This is a genomic window from Longimicrobiales bacterium, from assembly GCA_029245345.1.
Taxonomy (GTDB): Bacteria; Gemmatimonadota; Gemmatimonadetes; order Longimicrobiales; family Gaopeijiaceae; genus CALFPJ01.
In genome coordinates this window covers 93,495-113,804 of record JAQWPM010000024.1, presented here as the reverse complement: position 1 = coordinate 113,804, position 20,310 = coordinate 93,495, and the positions used below count along the sequence as shown (strand labels likewise).

The following is a 20,310-nucleotide window of genomic DNA, read 5'->3' as shown; positions in this document are numbered from 1 at the left end:
TACACCCGGCGCCGGCAAATTAATCACCAAAAGAACAACCCGGGCGCACTCCGATCAGCGTCCGGGCAGGGTTTCAAATCTGCTTGTTTCTCGCCTGCCAGTCTACCGACGCCACGGTCGCCAGATTCAGCACGTCTTGGAGCGAACAACCACGCTGCAGGATGTGGACGGGCTTGGCCATTCCGAGCAGCACTGGCCCGATCGCATCGGCTCCACCGAGCTGATCCAACAGCTTGTAAGCCGCATTCGCCGCCGACAGCCGCGAAAAGATCAGGACGTTGGCCGGGCCCTTAAGATTCGTGAACGGATAGATGTCCCGAAGCTTGATGGCATCGACAGCAGTGTCTGCCTGCATTTCACCGTCGATCTCCACATCCGGATCTGCTTCACGGACCAACCGAACCGCTTCCGCCATGCGGCTCGACTCTTCGTGCTGCGCTGACCCGAAGTTCGAGAAACCCACCATCGCCACGCGGGGCTGGATCCCCAGTTCGCGAACGAAATTCGCGGTCTGAAGAGCGATATCCCTCAACGTCTCGGCGTCTGGCTCGATGTTGACGGTCGTGTCACCAAAGAACAGCAGCTCACGGTTCGGGAATGCCAGCATGTAGAGTCCGGAAACATGCTTCACTCCTTCGGCAGGACCGACCACGTGAAGCGTTGGGCGGAGAACCTCACCGTAGTTGGCTTCGATCCCCGCAACCATCGCATCGGCCTCCCCCGCTTCGACCATCGAAGCCGCGAAGTAGATGGGCTTGTAGAGATTCCACTGCGCCTCGGCGAGCGTCAGCCCGCTCCTCGCGCGTCGCTGGAACAGGGTCTCCGCGAATTCGTGCCGCTTGGTCTCGTCCTCTGCGGCATAGATGACCTCGACGCCTTCCAGGTCGACACCCATCGACTCGGCCTTCTCGGAGATTCTGCTCGGGCGCCCGAGCAACACCGGAGTGCAGATCCCGTCCTGGAGCATCTGCGTAGCCGCACGGATCACATTGTCGTTGTGTCCTTCCGGGAAGACGATACGTGCCGCCTTTCGACGCGCACGATTGGTCATCCACCGCATGACCTCCCGACCCGGCCCGAGCGATGCTCTGAGCCGATCGCGATACTCGTCCATGTCGAGTTCGGTACGAGCGAGGCCGGTCTTCAACGCAGCCTCTGCTACCGCGGGTGCGACGTGGAACAACACGCGATCATCGAACGGCTTCGGAATCAGATACTCCCTCCCGAAGCTGATCTCCGATCCGTCATACGCGCCCCGTACTGTGTCCGGCACCTCTGCACGCGCCAGATCGGCCAAGGCATGTGTCGCTGCCAACATCATCTCCGCATTGACCCCTCGGGCGCGCACATCGAGTGCTCCCCGGAAAATGAAAGGGAAGCCGAGGACGTTGTTCACCTGATTGGGATAGTCTGATCGTCCCGTGGCCGTAATCGCGTCGTCCCGTACGGCATACACGTCCTCCGGGAGGATCTCCGGGTCGGGGTTCGCGAGGGCAAAAATCAAGGGGTCTCTGGCCATGGACTTCACCATGTCCTGGCTCATCGCACCCTTCACGGACAGGCCGATGAAGACGTCAGCCCCTACCAGCGCGTCCCCGAGGGTCCTCGCTGCTGTCGGAACCGCGAACGGTGCCTTGTACTCGTTTATCCCAGCTTCGCGGCCCTCGTAGATCACTCCCTTCGAGTCACAAATCAGGATGTTGTTCTTGGAAACGCCCAAGCGCTGGAAATGCTCGGCTGTAGAGAGGGCCGAGGCCCCGGCGCCGCTGAACACGACCGTAACTTCCCCGATCTTCTTGTCGACGATCTCGAGGCCGTTCACGAGCGCAGCGGCCGCAATAATCGCCGTACCATGCTGATCATCGTGGAAGACGGGGATGTCCATCGTCTCTTTGAGCGTCCGCTCGATCACAAAACAATCAGGTGCGGAAATGTCCTCGAGATTGATCCCGCCAACGGTGGGCTCGAGCATCTGGCAGAAGCGGATGATTTCCTGCGGGTCCCTAGAATCGACCTCAATGTCGAACACGTCGATTCCAGCGAATCGCTTGAATAGGACGCCCTTCCCCTCCATGACTGGTTTCGAGGCCAGCGGACCAATATCCCCGAGGCCCAATACCGCAGTGCCGTTGGAAACGACGGCGACCAAGTTCCCGCGGGCGGTGTATTTGAAGACATCATCGGGGTTCTCGGCGATCGCGAGACACGGTTCCGCCACGCCGGGAGAGTAGGCGAGCGAAAGGTCGCGCTGGGTCGCCACGGACTTCGTGGGGACCACTTCTATCTTCCCTGGACGGCCCTGGGTGTGGTAGTCGAGGGCCTCTTTGCGCCGGTTCGGCATGTAGGCGTTACTCCGGGAACTTTTTAGGGGATTTGCTCAAGATGAAGCGTAGAAGAGCCTCTGATGCCATGCAATCCGATCGATCTCGGGAGCGCCTCATCCCCGCGAGAACCGAGCCCGGCGAAAGCGCCAGAAATCCAGTCGCTGCAATCCTTTTACTGGGACCGGCGCTAGCCTCGGCCGTAGGGGCGCTCACACCGATCGGGGCCCACGCGCAGGCGACGGCACCTCAGGTGTGCGAGGTCGGCCGGATCTCCACAACCACAGTGGACAACAGATCCACCTTCTAGGTCGAGGAGCTTCCCAAGGGGAGTCCTCTGCGCTGGCTGTACGGGCTCGCCAACGCGCTTCACATCACGATTCGCCAAAGCTTCATTCTCAGGGAGGTTCTGTTCGAGGAGGGTGACTGCTCGAACCCCCTGCTCCTCGGAGTCTTCGGAACGATCGGGGGAGCCTCGAGAATCCGAGTCTTCACGACCCTGAGCCCCTGGCGCTGGACGGACACGGACGGATTCCACCCGTGGGTCAGGACCGCACTCGCGGGTGACGTGATGGCTCTCGGGGGAGGTCTACGCGGAAGTCCGGTCGCCGCCCATCGACTCCCTGACGCGCCCCGTTTCATCATGGGCTGGCTCATTGTGACCGGCGACGCGCCCGTGTTCGTGTTCCGGAAGTGGGGCGGACCCAGCCTTGTCGACCTGGAACGGATTCGGGTCGACGAGATCGTGGACAGGGGCTTCTTCCGCAGAGTCGACCTCGGAAAAGGTGCTGATCCGGGTGCTTGTCTCTTCTTTGCGTCGGGCGGCCCGAGCACGGAAAGCCTCCGCGCCGAGTTCCTTTTGGGGTAGTCGAATCAGGGGCCGAAAAAAAACCTTTGACCCTACAAACAGGCTTTTATACCTTGTCTCTCATCCTAAAATGTTTCCTGGCAGCTTTGTCGACCGCGTGATATCCCAGCTTTGAAGCGGGTTGTCTGCGGTCGATTGCGCTGCGCCAGGTCTGTTCGACACCCCAGATGAGGAAAAGAAAAAACGAATGTTTTCTTCTTCCCGTGGCCTGGATTCATTCGATCAGTACCTACAAGACGTAGAGAAGTACCCCCTCATTCAAGACCCCGGCGAAGAGCGAGAACTCGCTCGACGCGCTCGTACGGGTGACAAAGAAGCAGCCGAACGGCTCGTAACCGCGAACCTGCGCTTCGTCATTTCGTATGTGAAAAAGTACCAAGGTCGCGGCCTTGGGCTCGCCGAACTGGTATGCATCGGCAATGAGGGGCTTCTCAAGGCGGTTAAGAAATTCGATCCCGACAAAGGCGTGAAGTTCATTTCATACGCCGTTTGGTGGATCAGACAAACCGTTCTACAGGCGCTTGCAGAGCAGACTCGTTCCGTCCGCATTCCGCTGAACCAGAATTCGAATCTGGCAAGGCTCGCGCGGACCAACACACAGCTCACGCAGTCGCTCGGCCGTGCGCCGACCGATCAGGAAATCTCGAACGAGATGGAGGAGCCCGTGGAGACAATCCGGGCTCTTCGTCGCGTAGCGGCGTCTGAGTTGAGCCTGGACGCACCCATCGATCGCTCCGATCGTGACAGTGCGAGCTTCGGAGAGCGTTTCTCGGGTGCCGAAGCATCAGACATTGAGATGGATGTCGAGGCGATTGCACGTCGCGATTTCCTTGAGACGATGTTCGAGCAATACCTGACGGAACGCGAGCGGAAGATTCTCTATCTCTACTACGGTCTGGACGACGGTGAAGAGAGGACACTCGAGGAGATCGGTTCCTTACTGGGCGTGACGCGCGAGCGCATTCGACAGATCAGGAACCGGGCTTTCGTGAAGCTCCGTGAGAGCCCGCACGGCGAGTCTCTGTCAGGATTCTGGGCTGCCAACTGACGCAGCCCCGGAGAGTCACCGCAGAACGAGGGCCCCGTCCACTAGGACGGGGCCCTTCTGTTTGCGGAACCGCCGGGGAATAGGGAGCGTACCACGTTCACGGTCCGTCCCACTTCGGTCCGCACGCTCACTCGAACCATCCGGTCCGTGAAGCTCTCACTCGGACATCTCCTCTTGGCTGTGATAGCCGGTGCCTGCTTTGCGAGCTTCGCACACGACGCGCGTGCTCAAGCACCGGAATCGTGGAACGGCGGCCGCGTGCTGGAGCTTGTGGATCAGGCCCAGGCTGTCCGGTCTTCGGTAGCCGTGGACTCGGCATTCCAATCCTACCGGGGAGAAGCCAAGGGATACGTCTACTTCTTCATCGATCGGCCCGATTCCGAGGAACGAACGCTCGTAAAGGCTGACCAAGTCGCTCTGGATCTGTTCTGGCGAGCCCCGAACGAGACCCGGCAACGCATCGTCGGGCTGAGGGACGAGAAAGTCCTTCCGACCAACATTCGTTATCACCTGGATCACCTCACCGTAGTCCAAGATGATTTCGGAGACTTCATTCGCCTCGGCGACGGCGATGAAGTAGAAGAGGTCCACCACCCTATCGGACCTGCGGGGCGGAGCCATTACGACTACCTCCTCGCCGACTCCCTCAGCATCAGCTACGGAAGTGGACCGGAAGAGATACGGGTCTATGAGGTAAGCGTCCGGCCTAAGAATTATGAAGCGCCTGGGTTCATTGGGTCGATCTACATCGATCGGGACACCGGTGCGATCGTGAGGATGAACTTCACGTTCACGCCGTCTTCGTACGTGGACCCCTACCTCGACTACATCCGAATCTCGCTAGACAACTCACTGTGGGACGGCCGGTACTGGCTCCCCTACCGACAGGAGGCCGAGCTACGTCGAGAACTCCCTGTACTGGACTTTCTGGCCGGCAGCATCATTCGCGGACGTTTCGAAATCGGGCAGTACGAATTCAACGCGGAAATTCCACGCCAGGTCTGGCTGACCCGAGGCGTCAGTGCCGCGAGTGAGGAAGAACGTCGTGCTTTCTCGTTTACGAGGGGACTTTTCGATGACCTGGAAGCTGAAGGTCTTTCGTCGTCTACAACGATCGAGGACATCCGGGCGCAGGCGAGCCAGGTCATTGGGCAGAGGTATCTGAGTGGGCTCTCGCCTTTGCGACTACATCTTGGTGCGGCCTCCGACGCGCTCCGCCACAACAGAGCGGAGGGTGCCTACTTCGGGGGCGGCCTTACCCTCCGGCCCGGTGGTGACGTGCTGCTGCGTACCTCCCTGGGTTATGCCCATGGACGCGGAGAGGGAGCGGCCTCGATTTCGGCATCAGGCGGACCCGGCAGGATCACCCCCAAGGTGCGGGCCTATTGGAACGATGTTCGCGACATGGGACAAACTCAGGGCGCGTCACGCCTGGTAAGCTCTCTCGGTTCGTCCTTCGGGATCCAAGACTACACGGACCCCTACTTCGCCCAGGGCATGAGCCTGAGCTTCTCGAGCGGGGATGCCTCCGCTCCTGCAGTCACGCTGCTCATGGAACGCCACGAGTCGGCAGAGGACGTCGTGTCCGAAGTACCCGGTGTCGACGCGAGGCGTGTGAAACGAATCGACGACGGCGTACTCGTCGCGCTGAACGTCATGCGCGCCATCGAGATCCCTGGAGCGGGGCAACTGACCGCGAACGCGAAGCTCGGCCGGTTGGGCGAACACACGTTCGGCACCCTACTGGGTGCGGCGAAGTGGCGTGTCGAGTCGATGCAGGAAGGTCGTCGCATCGACCTCAGCCTTGTGGCAGGCGTCACATCTGAAGGCACTCCGCAACAAGGACTCTTCCTCCTCGGCGGCCGAGGCACCCTTCCCGGCCACAGCTACCGGGACTTTGCCGGAACCCGATTCTGGCTCGCCTCATCCGAAGTGAACCTCCCCCTGCGATGGCCGCTCCTGAGCTTCCGAGCTTTTGCCGCAGCGGGCGGCACCTACTTCGGCGAACGCGTCCTAGTCGATCTGCTCCCAGATCGATGGCCCGGTAGCGACCAGGGTGGACTTCGGGGCTCCGTCGGAATCGGGGTCGCATTGGGCTGGGACGTGATCCGGCTCGATATGGCGCGCGGCGTTGGAGCGGGAGGCGGCTGGGAACTCATCTTCTCTGTCGCGCCACAGTTCCGCGACTGGCTCTAAGCCCCGCAGACGTAGCGCCGGGCGACAAGGCCCGGCGAACCAGGTTCGCCGGGCCTCCGTCTTACGCGGCTTCCTCCACGTCTTCGTCCTGCCCACCCAACTTCGAGCTGAGCATTACGACGCTGCTGACATGGATCTCAGCAGTCGGGATCGTGACACCGTCACGCTCATAGGTGTCGTACTCCAGGCGCCCTTCGATGTAGATGCGGTCACCAATTCGGATGAAGTCTTCCGCGTACTGAGCCTGGCGATTCCACAACGTTAGGCGGTGCCAATCAGTGCGCTCGGTCTCATCCGAATCGGCCGGAGCCCGGCGGTTCGTGGCGAGCGAAAAATGCGCGACCTTCGTCCCGCTCTTGGTCTGCTGAATGTCCGGGTCACGCCCGACGTTCCCCATCAGCGTGATCTTGTTTACGGATCGACTCATTCGACTCCCTCCCTTGGTGGTCCAACCCGCCCGGAGCGATCTCCGAGCTACGTACACCAAGGATGTGCTGGACACCGGGGCGTTAGGATGGCGGGAGGGGACTACTTGCACTCGTACCAATTCGCACCGACGCCCGAATCAGCCACGAGGGGCACGTTCAGCTCCATAGCCCCCTCCATGCGTGTGACCACTAAGTCACGCACAGCATCGACCTCGGCCTCAGGCACCTCGAGCAGCAGTTCATCGTGCACCTGGAGTAGGATGGTCGCAGACGTCTCAGCTTCGTCGAGTGCAGCCTGCACATCGATCATCGCCTTCTTCATGAGATCAGCAGCGGTGCCCTGAATGGGGGTATTCTGAGCTACCCGTTCACCGAATTGCCTCATGTTCCAGTTCCCCGAGCGGAGCTCGGGCACGTAGCGGCGGCGACCCATGAGCGTCTCGACGTATCCCTGGGTCTTCGCCATCTCGACCTGGGCGTCGAGATAGTCCCGCACTCCGGCAAAACGCTCGAAGTAGGTGGCAATGAACTGCTTCGCCTCCTCACGGGAGATGCCAAGCTGACGAGCCAAAGAGAACGGACCCTGCCCGTACAACGTGGCGAAGTTGACCGTCTTCGCCTGCCCCCGCATGTGACCGGAAACGTCATCGATGGGTACTTCGAAGATCACCGAGGCTGTTTGTTTGTGGACGTCGATGCCCTGAGTAAACGCCGTAACAAAGGCCTCGTCGCCCGAGAAGTGCGCCATGACGCGCAGCTCGATCTGGGAGTAGTCCACGGCCAAAAAGAGGTGCCCCGGCTTCGCCACGAAGCCCTTCCGGATCTCCCGACCCAGATCCGTCCGTATCGGGATGTTTTGGAGGTTGGGATCACTTGACGAAAGACGACCCGTGGCCGCGACGGCCTGGTTGAACGACGTGTGGATGCGGACAGTATTCTTGTTCACAAGAGCAGGAAGCGCTTCCACATAAGTGCCTCGCAGCTTCTCGAGCTCACGGTACTCCATCATCAGCCTCGGGACCTCGTGGCCCTGAGCTGCGAGCTCCTCTAGGACCGAGGCATCCGTAGAGGGTCCAGTCTTGGTCTTCTTGATGATGGGTAAGTCCAGCTTCTCGAAGAGCACCGTCCGCAGCTGCTGCGTCGAATTCATGTTGAAGTCGCCGCCAGAGAGCTTGAACACGTCCTCCTGGATCAAATCCAGCTCACGTTTGAGCTTGGAACGCATCGCCCGGAAGAAGTCCTCATCAATCGCAATCCCAGCCAATTCCATACGCAGGAGCATGGGCACGAGCGGCATTTCAAGTTGTGCCATGAGGTCACCCAACGAGTGCTCGTTGAGTTGTTCCTGGAAGTGCTCAGCCAACTGGCCCGCGAGATCCGCCTGTTCGCAGACATAGTCACGCGTCCGCTCCACCGGAGCCTCCGCAAACTCGATCTTGTTCCGCCCGCTCCCCACGACATCCGCGAGCCCAACCGCCTTGTGCGTATAGATCTCCATGGCGCGCACCCCAAGGCCATGGTCCCGCCGGCCTGGGTCGAGCACGTAACTCGCCACCATCGTGTCGAAGTTGAATCCGTCCAAACGAACACCGGCCTGGTGCAGCGCCCGGGCGATGTGCTTCAGATCGTGCCCGACCTTCTGAACAGAAGCGTCCTCGAGCACAGCCCTCAAGGCGACCATTTCAGCGGAATCGAGCGCGGGGAGATTGGTCACGACCCCTGGGCCCTCTCCTTCGAAGGTCAATTCGAAAGGCTGATGATGCGCAAAGGGCAGATACCACGCAGATCCACCCTCAATCGACAGGCCAAGTGCGACGAGGGAGCCCTTTAGGGGATCTTCTGCGGACGAGTGGCAGGAGACGGCGACCCGTCCCTCCCTCGCGACCGCCGCAACAATCGCGGCGACTCCATCAACCGTATTTACGACCTCATAATCGACATCGGCCTTGTCCAGCTCAGCAGTCGCTACCCCACTGATCTCGGCGACTGTCGCAAACTGGTCGGCGAGTCGTCTAAACTCGAGCTGCACAAAAATGTCACGCAGTGCCTCGCTGTCTGGCTCGCCCACTTTCAAAGCGTCGAGGTCGAGCTCCACATCCAGGTCCGTCATAATCGTGACGAGCTGCTTGGAAAGCCGAACCATATCAGCGTTTTCCGTGAGCGACTTGGACGCCCGAGGAGGCTTGAGCTCCGCGGCATGCTCAATCAGCGCTTCGATGTCCGGATGCTGTTCTAGCAAGATGACTGCGGTCTTAGGGCCGATTCCCGCGGCGCCGGGAACGTTGTCCGAAGAATCCCCGACCAAGGCCAAGTAGTCCGCGATCTGGTGCGGCGGGATCCCGAACTTCTCGTCCGCATTTTCCTCGGTGACCCAGTCCGCGGCGACGCCCGTCGCACCGCCCCGCCCCGGATTCATGAGGTGGACGCTCGGCCCGACCAATTGGTAAAAGTCCTTGTCACCCGAGACGATTACGGCCTCTAGGCCGGCCGCAGCAGCCTTCGTGGCGAGCGTCCCGATCACATCGTCGGCTTCATATCCGTCGAGCTCGATGATGGGGTCGTTGAAGCCCTCCACGATGTCACGCACCCGCCCCAGGCTCGCCCGCAGATCATCCGGCATCTTTTCGCGAGTTGCCTTGTACTCCGGATAGATCTCGTCCCGGAACGAATCCCCGGCGTCGAACACGACCGCAAGGTAGTCCGGGGAAAAGTCCTCCCGGATGTCCATGAGGAACCGAGTGAAGCCAAAGGGCGCCGAAGTGTTCTCTCCGGCGGCGTTGGAAAGGGGGCGGTTGATGAACGCGAAGTACGAACGATAGATGAGCGCGTACGCGTCGATCAAGAAAATGCGCGGCTTGGTCTTAGGGGGGATCTGCAAGGTGACGTCGATCGGGTGGACTGTGAATGTGCCGCTGAAGTGGGTCGAATCGCCCCACAGAGGGTGAAGATAGAACGCCTTGGACTACGACGCGAAGGCGGTCACTGTGCAACAAAAAGCGCCCCACGGCCGTGAAGCCGAGAGCGCTTGGGGACCCGGTGAGGGGCGTCAGGCTCTGATGACTTTGTCCGCCTGAGATCCGTTTTCCGATTCTCGGACCTCGAATTCGACATCCTCACCTTCGGCGAGCGTTCGAAAACCTTCACTCTCAATGGCAGAGAAGTGAACGAAAATATCATCATCTTCCTGCGGATGAATGAAGCCGTATCCCTTCGAGTCGTTGAACCACTTCACGGTCCCTTTGGCGAATTCACCTTAGGAGTGGACCCACGGACTGCGCAGGCGATCCAGAACGGCGGCTAGGATTTCTGAAGAGCTTGAGGGGGACGTGGCGCCAACTCGCCCTCGCGGCAACCTCTCCCGGCTACTCATGCCCCAGGATGATCGGCCCATAGAGCGCGCGATACACCCCAACGTTTCGACGCACATTCTTCACGTAGCCCCGCGTCTCCACAAAAGGAATTCGCTCCGTAAAACGAAGCGGATCTGCGGCCTCCGGGTACCGGCTCCAACGCGTCGCCCGAGTGGGCCCGGCATTGTACGCGGAGAGCACGAGCGGAAGATCGTTATCGTAGCGAGCACTCATGTCCACAAAGAACGCCGCACCGAGGTGCAGGTTCACTTCGGGAGCCGTGAGGTTGATCTCGCGAAAACCCCGGGGGCCATGGGTCCGTGCCAACTCCGCACCCGTTGGAGGCATGACCTGCATGAGGCCGACCGCCCCGGCGTGACTCACGATATCCGCCTTGAACGCCGATTCCTGCCGAATAATCGAGGCCATCGTGATCGGATCGATGCCCCACTCGGCAGCCTCACGCTGCACCAGCGCGCGATATGGGAATGGGAAGGCCACTCGTATCAAACGACTGTCCCACTCATGCCCATCGTCGCGTAGCGCCCACCCCAGATTGATCCCATCGATCGTGCGGCCACGCTCAATGAGCGCCTCCGCTAAGCTGAGCATGTCGCCCATGTTTGGGCGTGCCTGCGCCCGAAGCTCCGAGATCTCGTTCGACACAGCCCGCTCGAGGCCAGACTCCGTATACAGATCGATGGATCCAAGGCCCTCCGTGAGCCACTCAGGAACGTCCGTAGCCTGGCCATCAGGGACGTCGACACCGAACTGCTCCCCGAAGAGGTCCGCCCCCATCACACCGTAATAAGAGACCGGATCACCTCTCGAAATCCGATCGATGTGAGCACGAGCAGAGGTCGTGTCGCCCAGTTCCAGGCGGGTGCGACCGGCCCAGTACGAGGCCTCCTGCCAGCGGCGACCGTTCGGGAAATCGACCAGATAGGACTCATAACCGTCCACAGCCGCAGCAAGATCGTTGCGACCAATGTAAATCTGACCTGCCCGCATTCTGGATTGGCCGGCGCGGGCATGCGCACGGGCGTTCGCCGCAACGAACGCATACTGCTCGAGGGCGGTATCGAGGCGACCTCCTGTGTGTGCCTGGTCCGCGCGCGTAAACACAATCTCGGCAGCCTGAGGGCTACCCGGATACTCCTCAATGAGCCAACGACGCAGAGTACTCACTTGGCTCGTGAGACCTTGCCGGCGCCTTAGTTGCGCCCAGACGTCGAGGTTGCGCGGTCCGAGCGTCGGGTCGCTGGTGCCCTCACGAATGGCACGGAATTCCTCGATGGCCTCGTCCTGTCGACTCCGCACCGTGCCCATGAGTCGAGCCCGCTCGATCAGCATCGACGTCGGGGCATCTTCTTCATTTCCGGCGGCCATCCGGACGACTCGATCGTATCCGATCAAGGCCCTACGCCCGTCTCCGGCACGGTCGAGGCTCCTAGCCAGTTGAAGCGTGACCTCTTGATCCGAGTCGTTGAGGTCCATGAGCGGCGCGGCCGCCCGAGCCTGCGCGGCGCGTGAACCGTCCGCAAACGCTTCGACAAGGAATACGCGGGCTTCCACCGTGTCTCCCCCCGTCAGGGTCAGTCGACCTAAGTCAGCTGCTATGGCAGCCCTACGCGAGCCAGAAAAGGCGGTGTGCATCTCGCGATACATCCCTAGTGCTCGCGCCGTGTCTCCGGCCTCAACGAGTGCATCCGGCAAGGCTCGCCACAAGAGGTCATTCGCCGCTGGTTCACTTATGCGGCGCAATAACTCCTCGAGCGCCTCAACATCGCCATCGAGTCCCAGTGCAAGATCCACCGAGAGCCAGCTGACAAGCCTCAAGGCAGCCTCGGGGCGGTCCATCAGAGCCAGAGACTCATCTCGCGAGCCCGATTCCCAGAGCGCTCGGGCACCTCGAATCAGAGCCGTTTGATATCGCTTGGACGCGCTGGGTGCAGTGTGTAAGAACGCCTGGTAAGCCGCGGCCGCCGCGATCGACTCACCCAGTCCTTCCTCCCCCCGGCCGAGCAAGTAGAAGCCGGCGCCGGCGCCTTCCGTCCCGATCCACGACGCTTCACGCAGTAGCTCTACAACGCCACGCCAGTTGTTCCATCCGGCTTCAGCTCGGGCGAGCAGCAGGACATCCGCGGGAGATCCTTCCGCAGCGCCTTCTTCCCGGAGTAGCCGTGACGCGTGCCAGAACCGGCCGGCCTCGAATTCTGCGACGGCTGAATCGGAAACGAGCGCCACCGGACCCGCGGAATAGCGGGCCGGGATCGTAGCGCCAGCGAGGGCGACAACGATGAGGGCAGTATGGGAGAGGCGTCGGGTCATGGGTCCGAGGTAAAGACACGCGCGCATGGCATATCGCTGGAGTCACGCGGGAGTTCCACGACCGGGCCCGGGCGCCCCGTTTGGAGGGGGGTAGAAGCTACGGACAGGGCGAGGCTAGGGCGACGTCCCGTCCACCAAACAAAAAAGAGGCCGCCCCCTAAAGGGGCGGCCTCTTTAGCCTGCTTGCGTGGCAAGGATCAGCCAGTGCGTCCGTGCTCGATGGCATGGAGCGTGTCGACCATCTTCTGAGCCGACTCTTCCATGTCGATCACCAGACCATCGATACGGGACACGAAATAGTTGTGTCCGATCGATACCGGGATGGCGATCATCAGACCGATGGCGGTCGTAAGCAGCGCGACCTTAATACCACCAGCAACCAGCGTTGCCTCAACCTCACCTGCCGCCTCAATAGATTCGAAGGCGATGATCATACCGATAACGGTACCGAGGAAGCCGAGGAGCGGCGCGATGTTCGTCAGCGTCGCGAGGATCACGAGACCCTTCTCAAGCTTGCTCATCTCGATGAGGCCTTGGTTCTCAATGGCCTTCATCACACGGTCCGTTCCCTCTTCGTGGCGCTCGAGGCCAGCGTATAGAATGTTCGCGGCCGGCGCGTCGGTGTCCCGCGTCAACTCGAGAGCTTCACCGATCCTCTGCTGCGTCAGGAGCTCGTCGACGTCCTGCAGAATCTTCTTCGTCTTAATGGCCTTACCCGTAAGGCTGACGAATTTGATCATGATCACGACGAGCCCGATCAGCAGACAGAGAGCCAGCGGCCAGCGCATGAATCCCGTATCACCCCAGAGCCCCACCACTGTTTCTGAGAGAGTCTGATCCGTAACCTCGAGGCCCGGAATTTGAAGCAGTGCGCCGTAGAGTTGAATCGCCAAAGCGACCTCCAGCCGTTGTTCTTCGTTTGTGTTACAGAACCCCCTCGCACACGGGTGCGACGGGGCGCGGATTTCGTAGAGGGTCGGATTATGGCCCTCACCCAAAAAGGTGTCAACCCCTTATCAGGCGCCATGATCAACCTTGTGACACGCGGTAAAGTGCTGGGTTCGCCTTGCCTCCAGCAAAGGTATATCCGTTGTGCACAAAGCATCCTTACCGGGGTGGAAACAGCGCGTGTGAAACGGACATCCAGAGGGAGGATCTATCGGGCTCGGGACGTCCCCTTCTAGCACGATCCGAGTGCGGTCTTCCCGCCCGGACGGGTCGGGCCGCGGCACCGCGGAAAGCAGTGCCTGAGTATACGGGTGCTGCGGATTTCGGTACAACGACTCAGAATCCGCCATTTCTACGATACGCCCGAGGTACATCACAGCGACCCGATCGCTGAAGTGTTCCACGAGAGCCAGGTCGTGAGCAATGAACAGATAGGTGAGGCCGAGATCGGCCTGCAGATCTTGAAGCAGGTTCACTACCTGAGCCTGTACGGAAACATCCAGCGCCGAGACTGGCTCATCGAGAATCAAAAAGTCCGGCTCGACAGACAAAGCGCGTGCGATCCCCAATCTCTGTCGCTGGCCGCCACTGAACTCATGTGGGTAGCGATCAATGTGCTCAGAACGAAGCCCAACCCGCTCCAAGATCTCCACTGCTCGCGCCCTCCGGTTCGGCTGCCCCAACCCATGCACGTAGAGTGCCTCTTCCAGCATCGCACCCACAGACATCCGAGGGTTCAGAGAACCGAATGGATCCTGGAAAACGAATTGAGCCCGTCTCCGCATCGCACGGAGTCCGCTCCGGTCCATCCCGCGCACGTCCTGACCATCGAAATGGACAGAACCGGAGGTCGGTTCTATAAGACGGAGCAAGGCTCGCCCCGTCGTCGACTTCCCACAGCCCGACTCCCCTACCAGCCCTAGGGTTTCACCGGACCAGAGATCGAAGGAGACGCCGTCTACGGCCTTCACATCCCCCCCTGAGCGCCCGAACAAACCCCTGCTGCCGGGGAAGTGCATCTCAAGGTCACGCACCTTGAGGAGCGGCTCAGAGCTTCGGTCGATGGGACGGTTGTTCATGGAGCAGATCCGCGGACTCTCAGGTCGCTTTTCCAACAACGTGACGTCCGGCCTGCGTCGCCAATCTCAACCAAAGCCTGATGGGAGGCGCACCCGTCCTCCGATTGTGAACATCGCTGACGGAAGCGGCATCCCGCCGGCCAGTCAGTGGGGCTCGGGACCGTGCCGGGAATCGGATTCAGCCGAGCCCCCGCCCGATCGATGGAGGGAAGGGAATCCATCAATCCTTTCGTGTACGGGTGCTTGGGCGAGGAAAAAATCTGCTCAACGGTACCGGTCTCAACGACTTGCCCGGCATACATCACCACGACCCGATCACAGACTTCCGCTACGACACCCAAGTCATGGGTGATGAGCATGACCGCCATACCGTACCGCCCCCGAAGTGGAGCCAGAAGCTCTAGGATTTGCGCCTGGATGGTCACGTCCAAGGCGGTGGTGGGCTCATCGGCAATCAGGAGCTTCGGCTCGCATGACAGAGCCATCGCGATCATGACTCGCTGCCGCATGCCTCCAGACAGTTGGTGTGGATACTGGTCCAAGCGGCGCTCAGCTTCCGAGATCCCAACTTCGGTAAGGAGTCGGCCAGCCTCGACGCGAGCTGCCTTGCGGCCCATACCTCGATGGAGACGAAGGGACTCCGCAATTTGATTGCCCACCGAAAAGACTGGGTTCAACGAACTCATCGGCTCTTGGAAGATCATGGAGATCTCGTTGCCCCGAAGCGCTCGCAGTCTGGCTTCCGTCGCCCCGACAAGCTCCTCTCCCTCGAAGAGAATGGAGCTGGATTCCATGACCTCCGCCGGCGGCTGAGGCAGCAACCCGAGCACGGAAAGTGACGTCACGGTCTTCCCGCAACCGGACTCACCGACGATGCCGAGCGTCTCTCCCTCCATGACGTCGAAAGAGACTCCATCCACGGCCTTGGCGATGCCCTGGTCCGTATGGAACCAGGTGCGCAGGTCGCGAACGGAAAGCAGCACATTACTCATGAGCGAAGTCTCGGGTCGAGCGCATCACGAAGTCCGTCACCTACCAGGTTGAACGAAAGAACGGTGAATACGATGGCGAGTCCTGGGAAAGTCGCGATCCACCACGCGTTCAACATGACCTCTTGGCCGTCTGCGACCATGTTGCCCCACGACGGGGTAGAACTTGGAAGGCCGACCCCGAGAAACGACAGCCCCGCCTCTAGCACGATCGTGTTTCCCACGCCTAAGGTCGCGGCCACGATGACCGGCGCGAGGGCATTTGGAATGAGGTGCTTCAGAATGATGCGCCGCTTCGAGTAACCCAACGCCTGAGCCGCCTGGACGAACTCACGTTCGCGGAGCGAGAGAACCTCACCGCGGACGATTCGAGCCGTCGCAGGCCAAAGCGTCAGTCCCAGCACGACAACGATCAAGGAGAACGAGGGCCGGAACACTGCCACGATCGTGAGGAGGAGGATGAGCCTTGGAAAAGAGATCACCATGTCGACGAAGCGCATGACGACGGCGTCGACATAACCTCCGAGGTAGCCCGCGACCGAACCCACGAGTGTGCCGATCGTGACCGCAATCCCCATCGCCAAGAGTCCGATGGTGAGCGAAATGCGGGCGCCGTACAACAATCTTGTGAAGACATCGCGGCCGTATTCGTCGGTCCCCAACAGGTGCGCCTCCGACATCCCAAGGAAGCGTCCGTCGACCAAGTTCTCGGCCTGCGCCAACGGATCCAGTGGCGTGATGAGGGGCGTGAGGATCGCCACCAGGTAGAGCAGGACCAGCATGATGAGTCCCACTACGGCAGTCCGGTTCCGCGAGAAGGCGCGGAGCGCGAGATCCCACTGACTGACCCCGACGACCCGGGCCACTCTAGTGCGACTCACGTCGAACCACGACCAGAGCCACATCCCCACGAGCCCCCCGACTAGAGTGAGCACGGCGAACTTGTCGTCCCATGCGCCGCGCATCGCCCCGGGGATCAACTCGAATGAGGCCGCAGCAATCCACAGATGACCGCACCAAATCAGCAACGCCATCGAGCCGACGCCCCATCGGCCATCGAGAATCTGGGGCAACCCAGGAAACGCCAAGGAGAGGATCCTGTTGCGTACGGACCGTGCGGGCTCAGTCATACCGAATCCTGGGGTCGACCACAGCGTACAGAGCATCTGCCATGAGATTCCCCAGAACCACGAACGTCGCAAAAAAGAAGCTCCCACCCATGATCATCGCGTAGTCACGCTGGCCGATGGCCAGAACCATCGCCCTACCCATGCCCGGCCATGCGAAGACGCTCTCGATAAGCACGGTCCCACTGAACAAGACCGGGATGTAGAGGCCCAGGATCGTGATGATCGGAATCAGCGAATTCCGTAACGCGTGCTTGAAAATGACGGTACGCTCGGGGAGGCCCTTCGCTCTGGCGGTCCGCACAAAATCCTGGCGGATCACTTCGAGCATACTGGAGCGCATATAACGGGCAATGCCCGCCGTGAGTACGAGCGAGAGCGAAAGAGTGGGAAGAACGAGATGCCAGATACGGTCGCCAACCCTCCCCCAGAAGCTCAAAAGCTGGTACTCGTCGCCGTTCATAGCCGATACGGGAAACGAGATCGGCCAGTCCCAAAACGCGGGCCCGGCCATGTAGCTCAGCGTCAGCATGAGCATAAGAGCCAGCCAGAACGACGGCATGGAATAGAAGAACAGAAGCCCGACGCTCAGGGTCGAATCCAGCACCGAGTACTGTCGCACCGCCTGTATGGCTCCGAGCACGACCCCGAAAAAGAGGGACAGCACTAGCGCTGAGGCACTCAGCAATAGGGTATTGGGAAGCAACTCGCGGATCACATCGATGGCAGGTCGGCCGTACCTAACGCTATGGCCGAAGTCACCCCGAAGCGTCGCGCTGAGCCACTTGCCGTAGCGGACGTGAACGGGGCGATCGAGGCCAAAATTGACACGCATTTGCTCGGCTGACTCGGCAGTCATGCCGGGGCTCAAGAAGGTGTCGATGGGATCGCCCGGTGCGGCATTGACCACAAAAAATATGATGGTCGAGATACCAAAGATGAGCGGCACTGAACTGAGCACACGGCGAAGCAGGTACTTCGTCACGTCAGGTCAGGACCTGGAGGAAAAGAACCGCCTCAACGACTCGCCGGATCCAAATACCACCCGCGAACGCTGACCCACTCCCCTCGAGCATCTGCCGTCACGCCTTTCAGGCGCTTACTCACGCCATCCAGCTGGTCTGGATAGTAGAAGAATGTGTAGGGGTGCTCCCGGTCCAGGGCCCGCTGGTATTCGGACCAGAGCTGGATGGCTTCGTCACGATCCACCACGAAGCTGAGCTCATCGAGGAGTCTGTCGATCTCAGCATTGTTGGTCCCTGACCACGCGAACGGCTGATCGATTCGCTCGGAATGGAAGAGGTTCATGTCATCCAGCTTGTACTCGACCACCCAACCCATCACCACACCGTCGAATTCACGCTCGGGTGAGTTGATTTGACCCAGGAGCGTGGGGAAGTCGACCACCTCAGGCGTTGCCGTGATGCCAACCTGGCTCAGCTGAGTCTGCATGATCTCGGCGATGTTCTGCCTCTGTCGATTTCCAGTGTTGTACTTGATGGAGAACTCGAGCGGCAATCCGTCTGCGTTCTCACGCACACCGTCTCCGTCACGATCCTGCCAGCCAGCTTCGTCCAAGAGGGCGGACGCCCCTGCTCTGTCGTACGCCGTCCCGAAGTCTGGACCATCGTCGTACGCCCAGTGGAACGGCGGGACGCTGGAATTCGCCACGATACCATATCCCTGCTGAATCGCTTGAACAATTTCTGGGCGATTCGTCGCCATCGTGATGGCCCGGCGAACCCGGGAATCTGCGAACTGCGGCCTGCGCGCATTCCAAACGACCATCACGTAATTGCGGAACGTGAAATTGAGCAGGTCGGCGCTTGGCGCATCGATGATCTGCTCCGCCTGGTCAGGCCGAACCTTGATGTAAATCTCGAGGTTGTCAGTGAGCAACTCGGTGAGGAGCGTCGTCTGTTCGGGGATCATTCTGTAGATGTAACGATCCAAGAACGGGCGGCCGCCGAGCGCCTCTGGAAACACCGGGTTGGCGGTAAAAATCCACCGGTCGTCGATGTCATGGGAGTCGAAGACGAACGGACCATTTCCAACTGGGCACTGAGATCCGTAGGGGTGTGCCCCGATTTCGTCGTGCGGCACATCGCCAAGAAGGTGCTCGGGCATGATCGCGACACTGCGCCACGGGTCGAGAAAATCGGCGTGCGGCCTGAGGCGCATCTTGATCGTGAAGTCGTCGACGATCTCGATCGCATCTGATCCCTGCTCGTAGTGATCCCAATACGAGGAATTTGGGAACGCCGTGGCGGGATCTGTAACCACCGCGAAGGTGAACGCCACATCATGGGCGTCCGTCTGTTCGCCATCATGCCACATGACATCCTGACGGATGTGCCAGGTGATCTCGGTGTTGTCTTCGCTGATCTCCCATGACTCGGCCAAGTACGGGCGTGGAGTCCCGTCCGCATCGTAGTCAAGCAACGTCATCAAGTTCACGAATTGATGATGCTGGACGGCGGAGTAGTCCATCCCTCCTGCCACGTTCATCCCTCCAGCCAACTCACCCGCACCACCTGCGACGGCGGTGCCTCCGTATCGCTCGTCGGAGGGTACCGGATTGTCCGCCCGTGCCTCCGCCATAAAGGCGCTGACCACCGGGAGCACCTGCTGGCAGAAGGGATCGCTAGAAGCCACGCCCCCACCATCACCGCCGCATGCGCCGAACATGAGCGCTGCCGCGCACGCCAAAGACCGCTTCATCTGTGTGCTCCCTTTACAGACCACTATTTGGACCAAGTCCATTCGTCGGTCGTGTATCGCTCCTTCTCCAACCAGTCCGCCTCTGCGATCTCGCCCGACCGGTACGCGCCATCACTCCAATCGCCGCCGAGAGCCAGCTTCAGTCCTCGAGTCAGCGCTTCTGCCAGGTCATCCCCGTCGATCTCACCAATCAGCGACACCAACGTGGCCGGAGGGGCCGTGTCGTCTACCCCGCCGCCAAGACTGGCCAGGAGTGATTGATCACCCGCGAGCATGATGGACCCGTGCTGAAGCACTGAACTGCCGAGGCGTACCTGCGCGCTGCCGACAAGCTTGCGGCCTTGGGCCATGACTTCACCTGGCGCCGGCACCCGAAAACACGGACCCGCATCTGGGGAAAGAGCGACCCCACCCACCGCGACAGAAACCTCCGCACCCAACTCAGCCAGCCCGGAGGCCAACCCCTCGTTCACTTTCTTATAGATGCCGCGAGGTCCACCGTACATCCGATCAGGCAACACGACCGAGTACGTGGCCTCCATGTCATGCAGAACGGCTCGTCCGCCCGTGGGGCGTCTGACGAACTCGATCCCTTTGTTGGCACCCGCCGCACGGTCGTAGTGCTCCTTCGCAGGTTCATTGCGACCGAACGAGACCGTAGGCGAAGCCCACGTATAGAGTCGAAGCACACCCTCCCTCGGGCGAGGCGTTAGAGCGAGGGCATGGTCCAGGGACATGTTGCGCGCCCCGGACAGAGGGTCGTCTCGTATGACCCGCCACTTGATCCCAGCAGTCGACATTAAAATTCCAAAACGGTGCCAGGGGACATGAGACCCATGAAGATCACCTTCGCCATGATGTGCTCCCCAACTGGATTCTTGAGTCTTCGGCCACGGCCCGCTAC

The 20,310-nt window shown here is 60.6% G+C and carries 15 protein-coding genes; 3 read left to right on the top strand and 12 right to left on the bottom strand.

The genetic code is table 11. From position 1 onward, the window contains the following. Window positions 1-73: 73 nt before the first annotated feature. Complete coding sequence (locus P8L30_15605; protein ID MDG2241632.1) at window positions 74-2,341, bottom strand: NADP-dependent malic enzyme; 2,268 nt, start codon at window positions 2,339-2,341, stop codon at window positions 74-76. 551 nt (window positions 2,342-2,892) lie between these two features. Here P8L30_15605 and P8L30_15600 point away from each other — a divergent pair. The 3 genes from P8L30_15600 (at window position 2,893) to P8L30_15590 (ending at window position 6,433) form a co-directional block, all read left to right on the top strand. Further along, the gene (locus P8L30_15600; protein MDG2241631.1) at window positions 2,893-3,189 is read left to right on the top strand and encodes a hypothetical protein; all 297 of its coding nucleotides are present in this window, start codon (window positions 2,893-2,895) and stop codon (window positions 3,187-3,189) included. 187 nt (window positions 3,190-3,376) lie between these two features. After that, a complete protein-coding gene (locus P8L30_15595) occupies window positions 3,377-4,237 on the top strand; it encodes an RNA polymerase sigma factor RpoD/SigA (protein ID MDG2241630.1) in 861 nt (286 codons plus the stop codon). A gap of 147 nt (window positions 4,238-4,384) precedes the next feature. Further along, window positions 4,385-6,433, top strand: a complete 2,049-nt coding sequence (locus P8L30_15590; protein MDG2241629.1) for a hypothetical protein — start codon at window positions 4,385-4,387, stop codon at window positions 6,431-6,433. Window positions 6,434-6,494: 61 nt separating this feature from the next. Here P8L30_15590 and P8L30_15585 read toward each other — a convergent pair whose 3' ends face one another. The 11 genes from P8L30_15585 to P8L30_15535 form a co-directional block, all read right to left on the bottom strand. Continuing rightward, on the bottom strand, window positions 6,495-6,860 hold the full coding sequence (locus tag P8L30_15585) for a single-stranded DNA-binding protein (GenBank protein ID MDG2241628.1): 366 nt from the start codon (window positions 6,858-6,860) through the stop codon (window positions 6,495-6,497). Between the two features lie 101 nt (window positions 6,861-6,961). Further along, window positions 6,962-9,739 carry a DNA polymerase I gene (gene polA / locus P8L30_15580; GenBank protein ID MDG2241627.1) on the bottom strand — a complete coding sequence of 926 codons (2,778 nt, stop codon included), beginning with the start codon at window positions 9,737-9,739 and terminating at the stop codon, window positions 6,962-6,964. A 168-nt stretch (window positions 9,740-9,907) separates the two neighbouring features. Further along, window positions 9,908-10,093, bottom strand: a complete 186-nt coding sequence (locus tag P8L30_15575; protein MDG2241626.1) for a cold shock domain-containing protein — start codon at window positions 10,091-10,093, stop codon at window positions 9,908-9,910. 130 nt (window positions 10,094-10,223) lie between these two features. Continuing rightward, entirely contained in the window at window positions 10,224-12,542 is a 2,319-nt protein-coding gene (locus tag P8L30_15570) for a transglycosylase SLT domain-containing protein (protein ID MDG2241625.1), read from the bottom strand. Window positions 12,543-12,739: 197 nt separating this feature from the next. Next, the gene (locus tag P8L30_15565; protein ID MDG2241624.1) at window positions 12,740-13,435 is read right to left on the bottom strand and encodes a MotA/TolQ/ExbB proton channel family protein; all 696 of its coding nucleotides are present in this window, start codon (window positions 13,433-13,435) and stop codon (window positions 12,740-12,742) included. Window positions 13,436-13,558: 123 nt separating this feature from the next. Then, window positions 13,559-14,569, bottom strand: a complete 1,011-nt coding sequence (locus tag P8L30_15560) for a dipeptide ABC transporter ATP-binding protein (GenBank protein MDG2241623.1) — start codon at window positions 14,567-14,569, stop codon at window positions 13,559-13,561. Next, a complete protein-coding gene (locus P8L30_15555; GenBank protein MDG2241622.1) occupies window positions 14,566-15,561 on the bottom strand; it encodes an ABC transporter ATP-binding protein in 996 nt (331 codons plus the stop codon). The genes P8L30_15560 and P8L30_15555 overlap by 4 nt, the downstream gene beginning before the upstream one ends. Then, on the bottom strand, window positions 15,558-16,688 hold the full coding sequence (locus tag P8L30_15550) for an ABC transporter permease (GenBank protein ID MDG2241621.1): 1,131 nt from the start codon (window positions 16,686-16,688) through the stop codon (window positions 15,558-15,560). Before P8L30_15550 ends, P8L30_15555 begins: the two co-directional genes overlap by 4 nt. Then, a complete protein-coding gene (locus tag P8L30_15545; GenBank protein MDG2241620.1) occupies window positions 16,681-17,670 on the bottom strand; it encodes an ABC transporter permease in 990 nt (329 codons plus the stop codon). The genes P8L30_15550 and P8L30_15545 overlap by 8 nt, the downstream gene beginning before the upstream one ends. 32 nt (window positions 17,671-17,702) lie before the next feature. Beyond that, window positions 17,703-19,406, bottom strand: a complete 1,704-nt coding sequence (locus tag P8L30_15540) for an ABC transporter substrate-binding protein (GenBank protein MDG2241619.1) — start codon at window positions 19,404-19,406, stop codon at window positions 17,703-17,705. A gap of 23 nt (window positions 19,407-19,429) precedes the next feature. After that, a complete protein-coding gene (locus tag P8L30_15535) occupies window positions 19,430-20,206 on the bottom strand; it encodes a biotin/lipoate A/B protein ligase family protein (protein MDG2241618.1) in 777 nt (258 codons plus the stop codon). Between the last annotated feature and the right edge of the window lie 104 nt (window positions 20,207-20,310).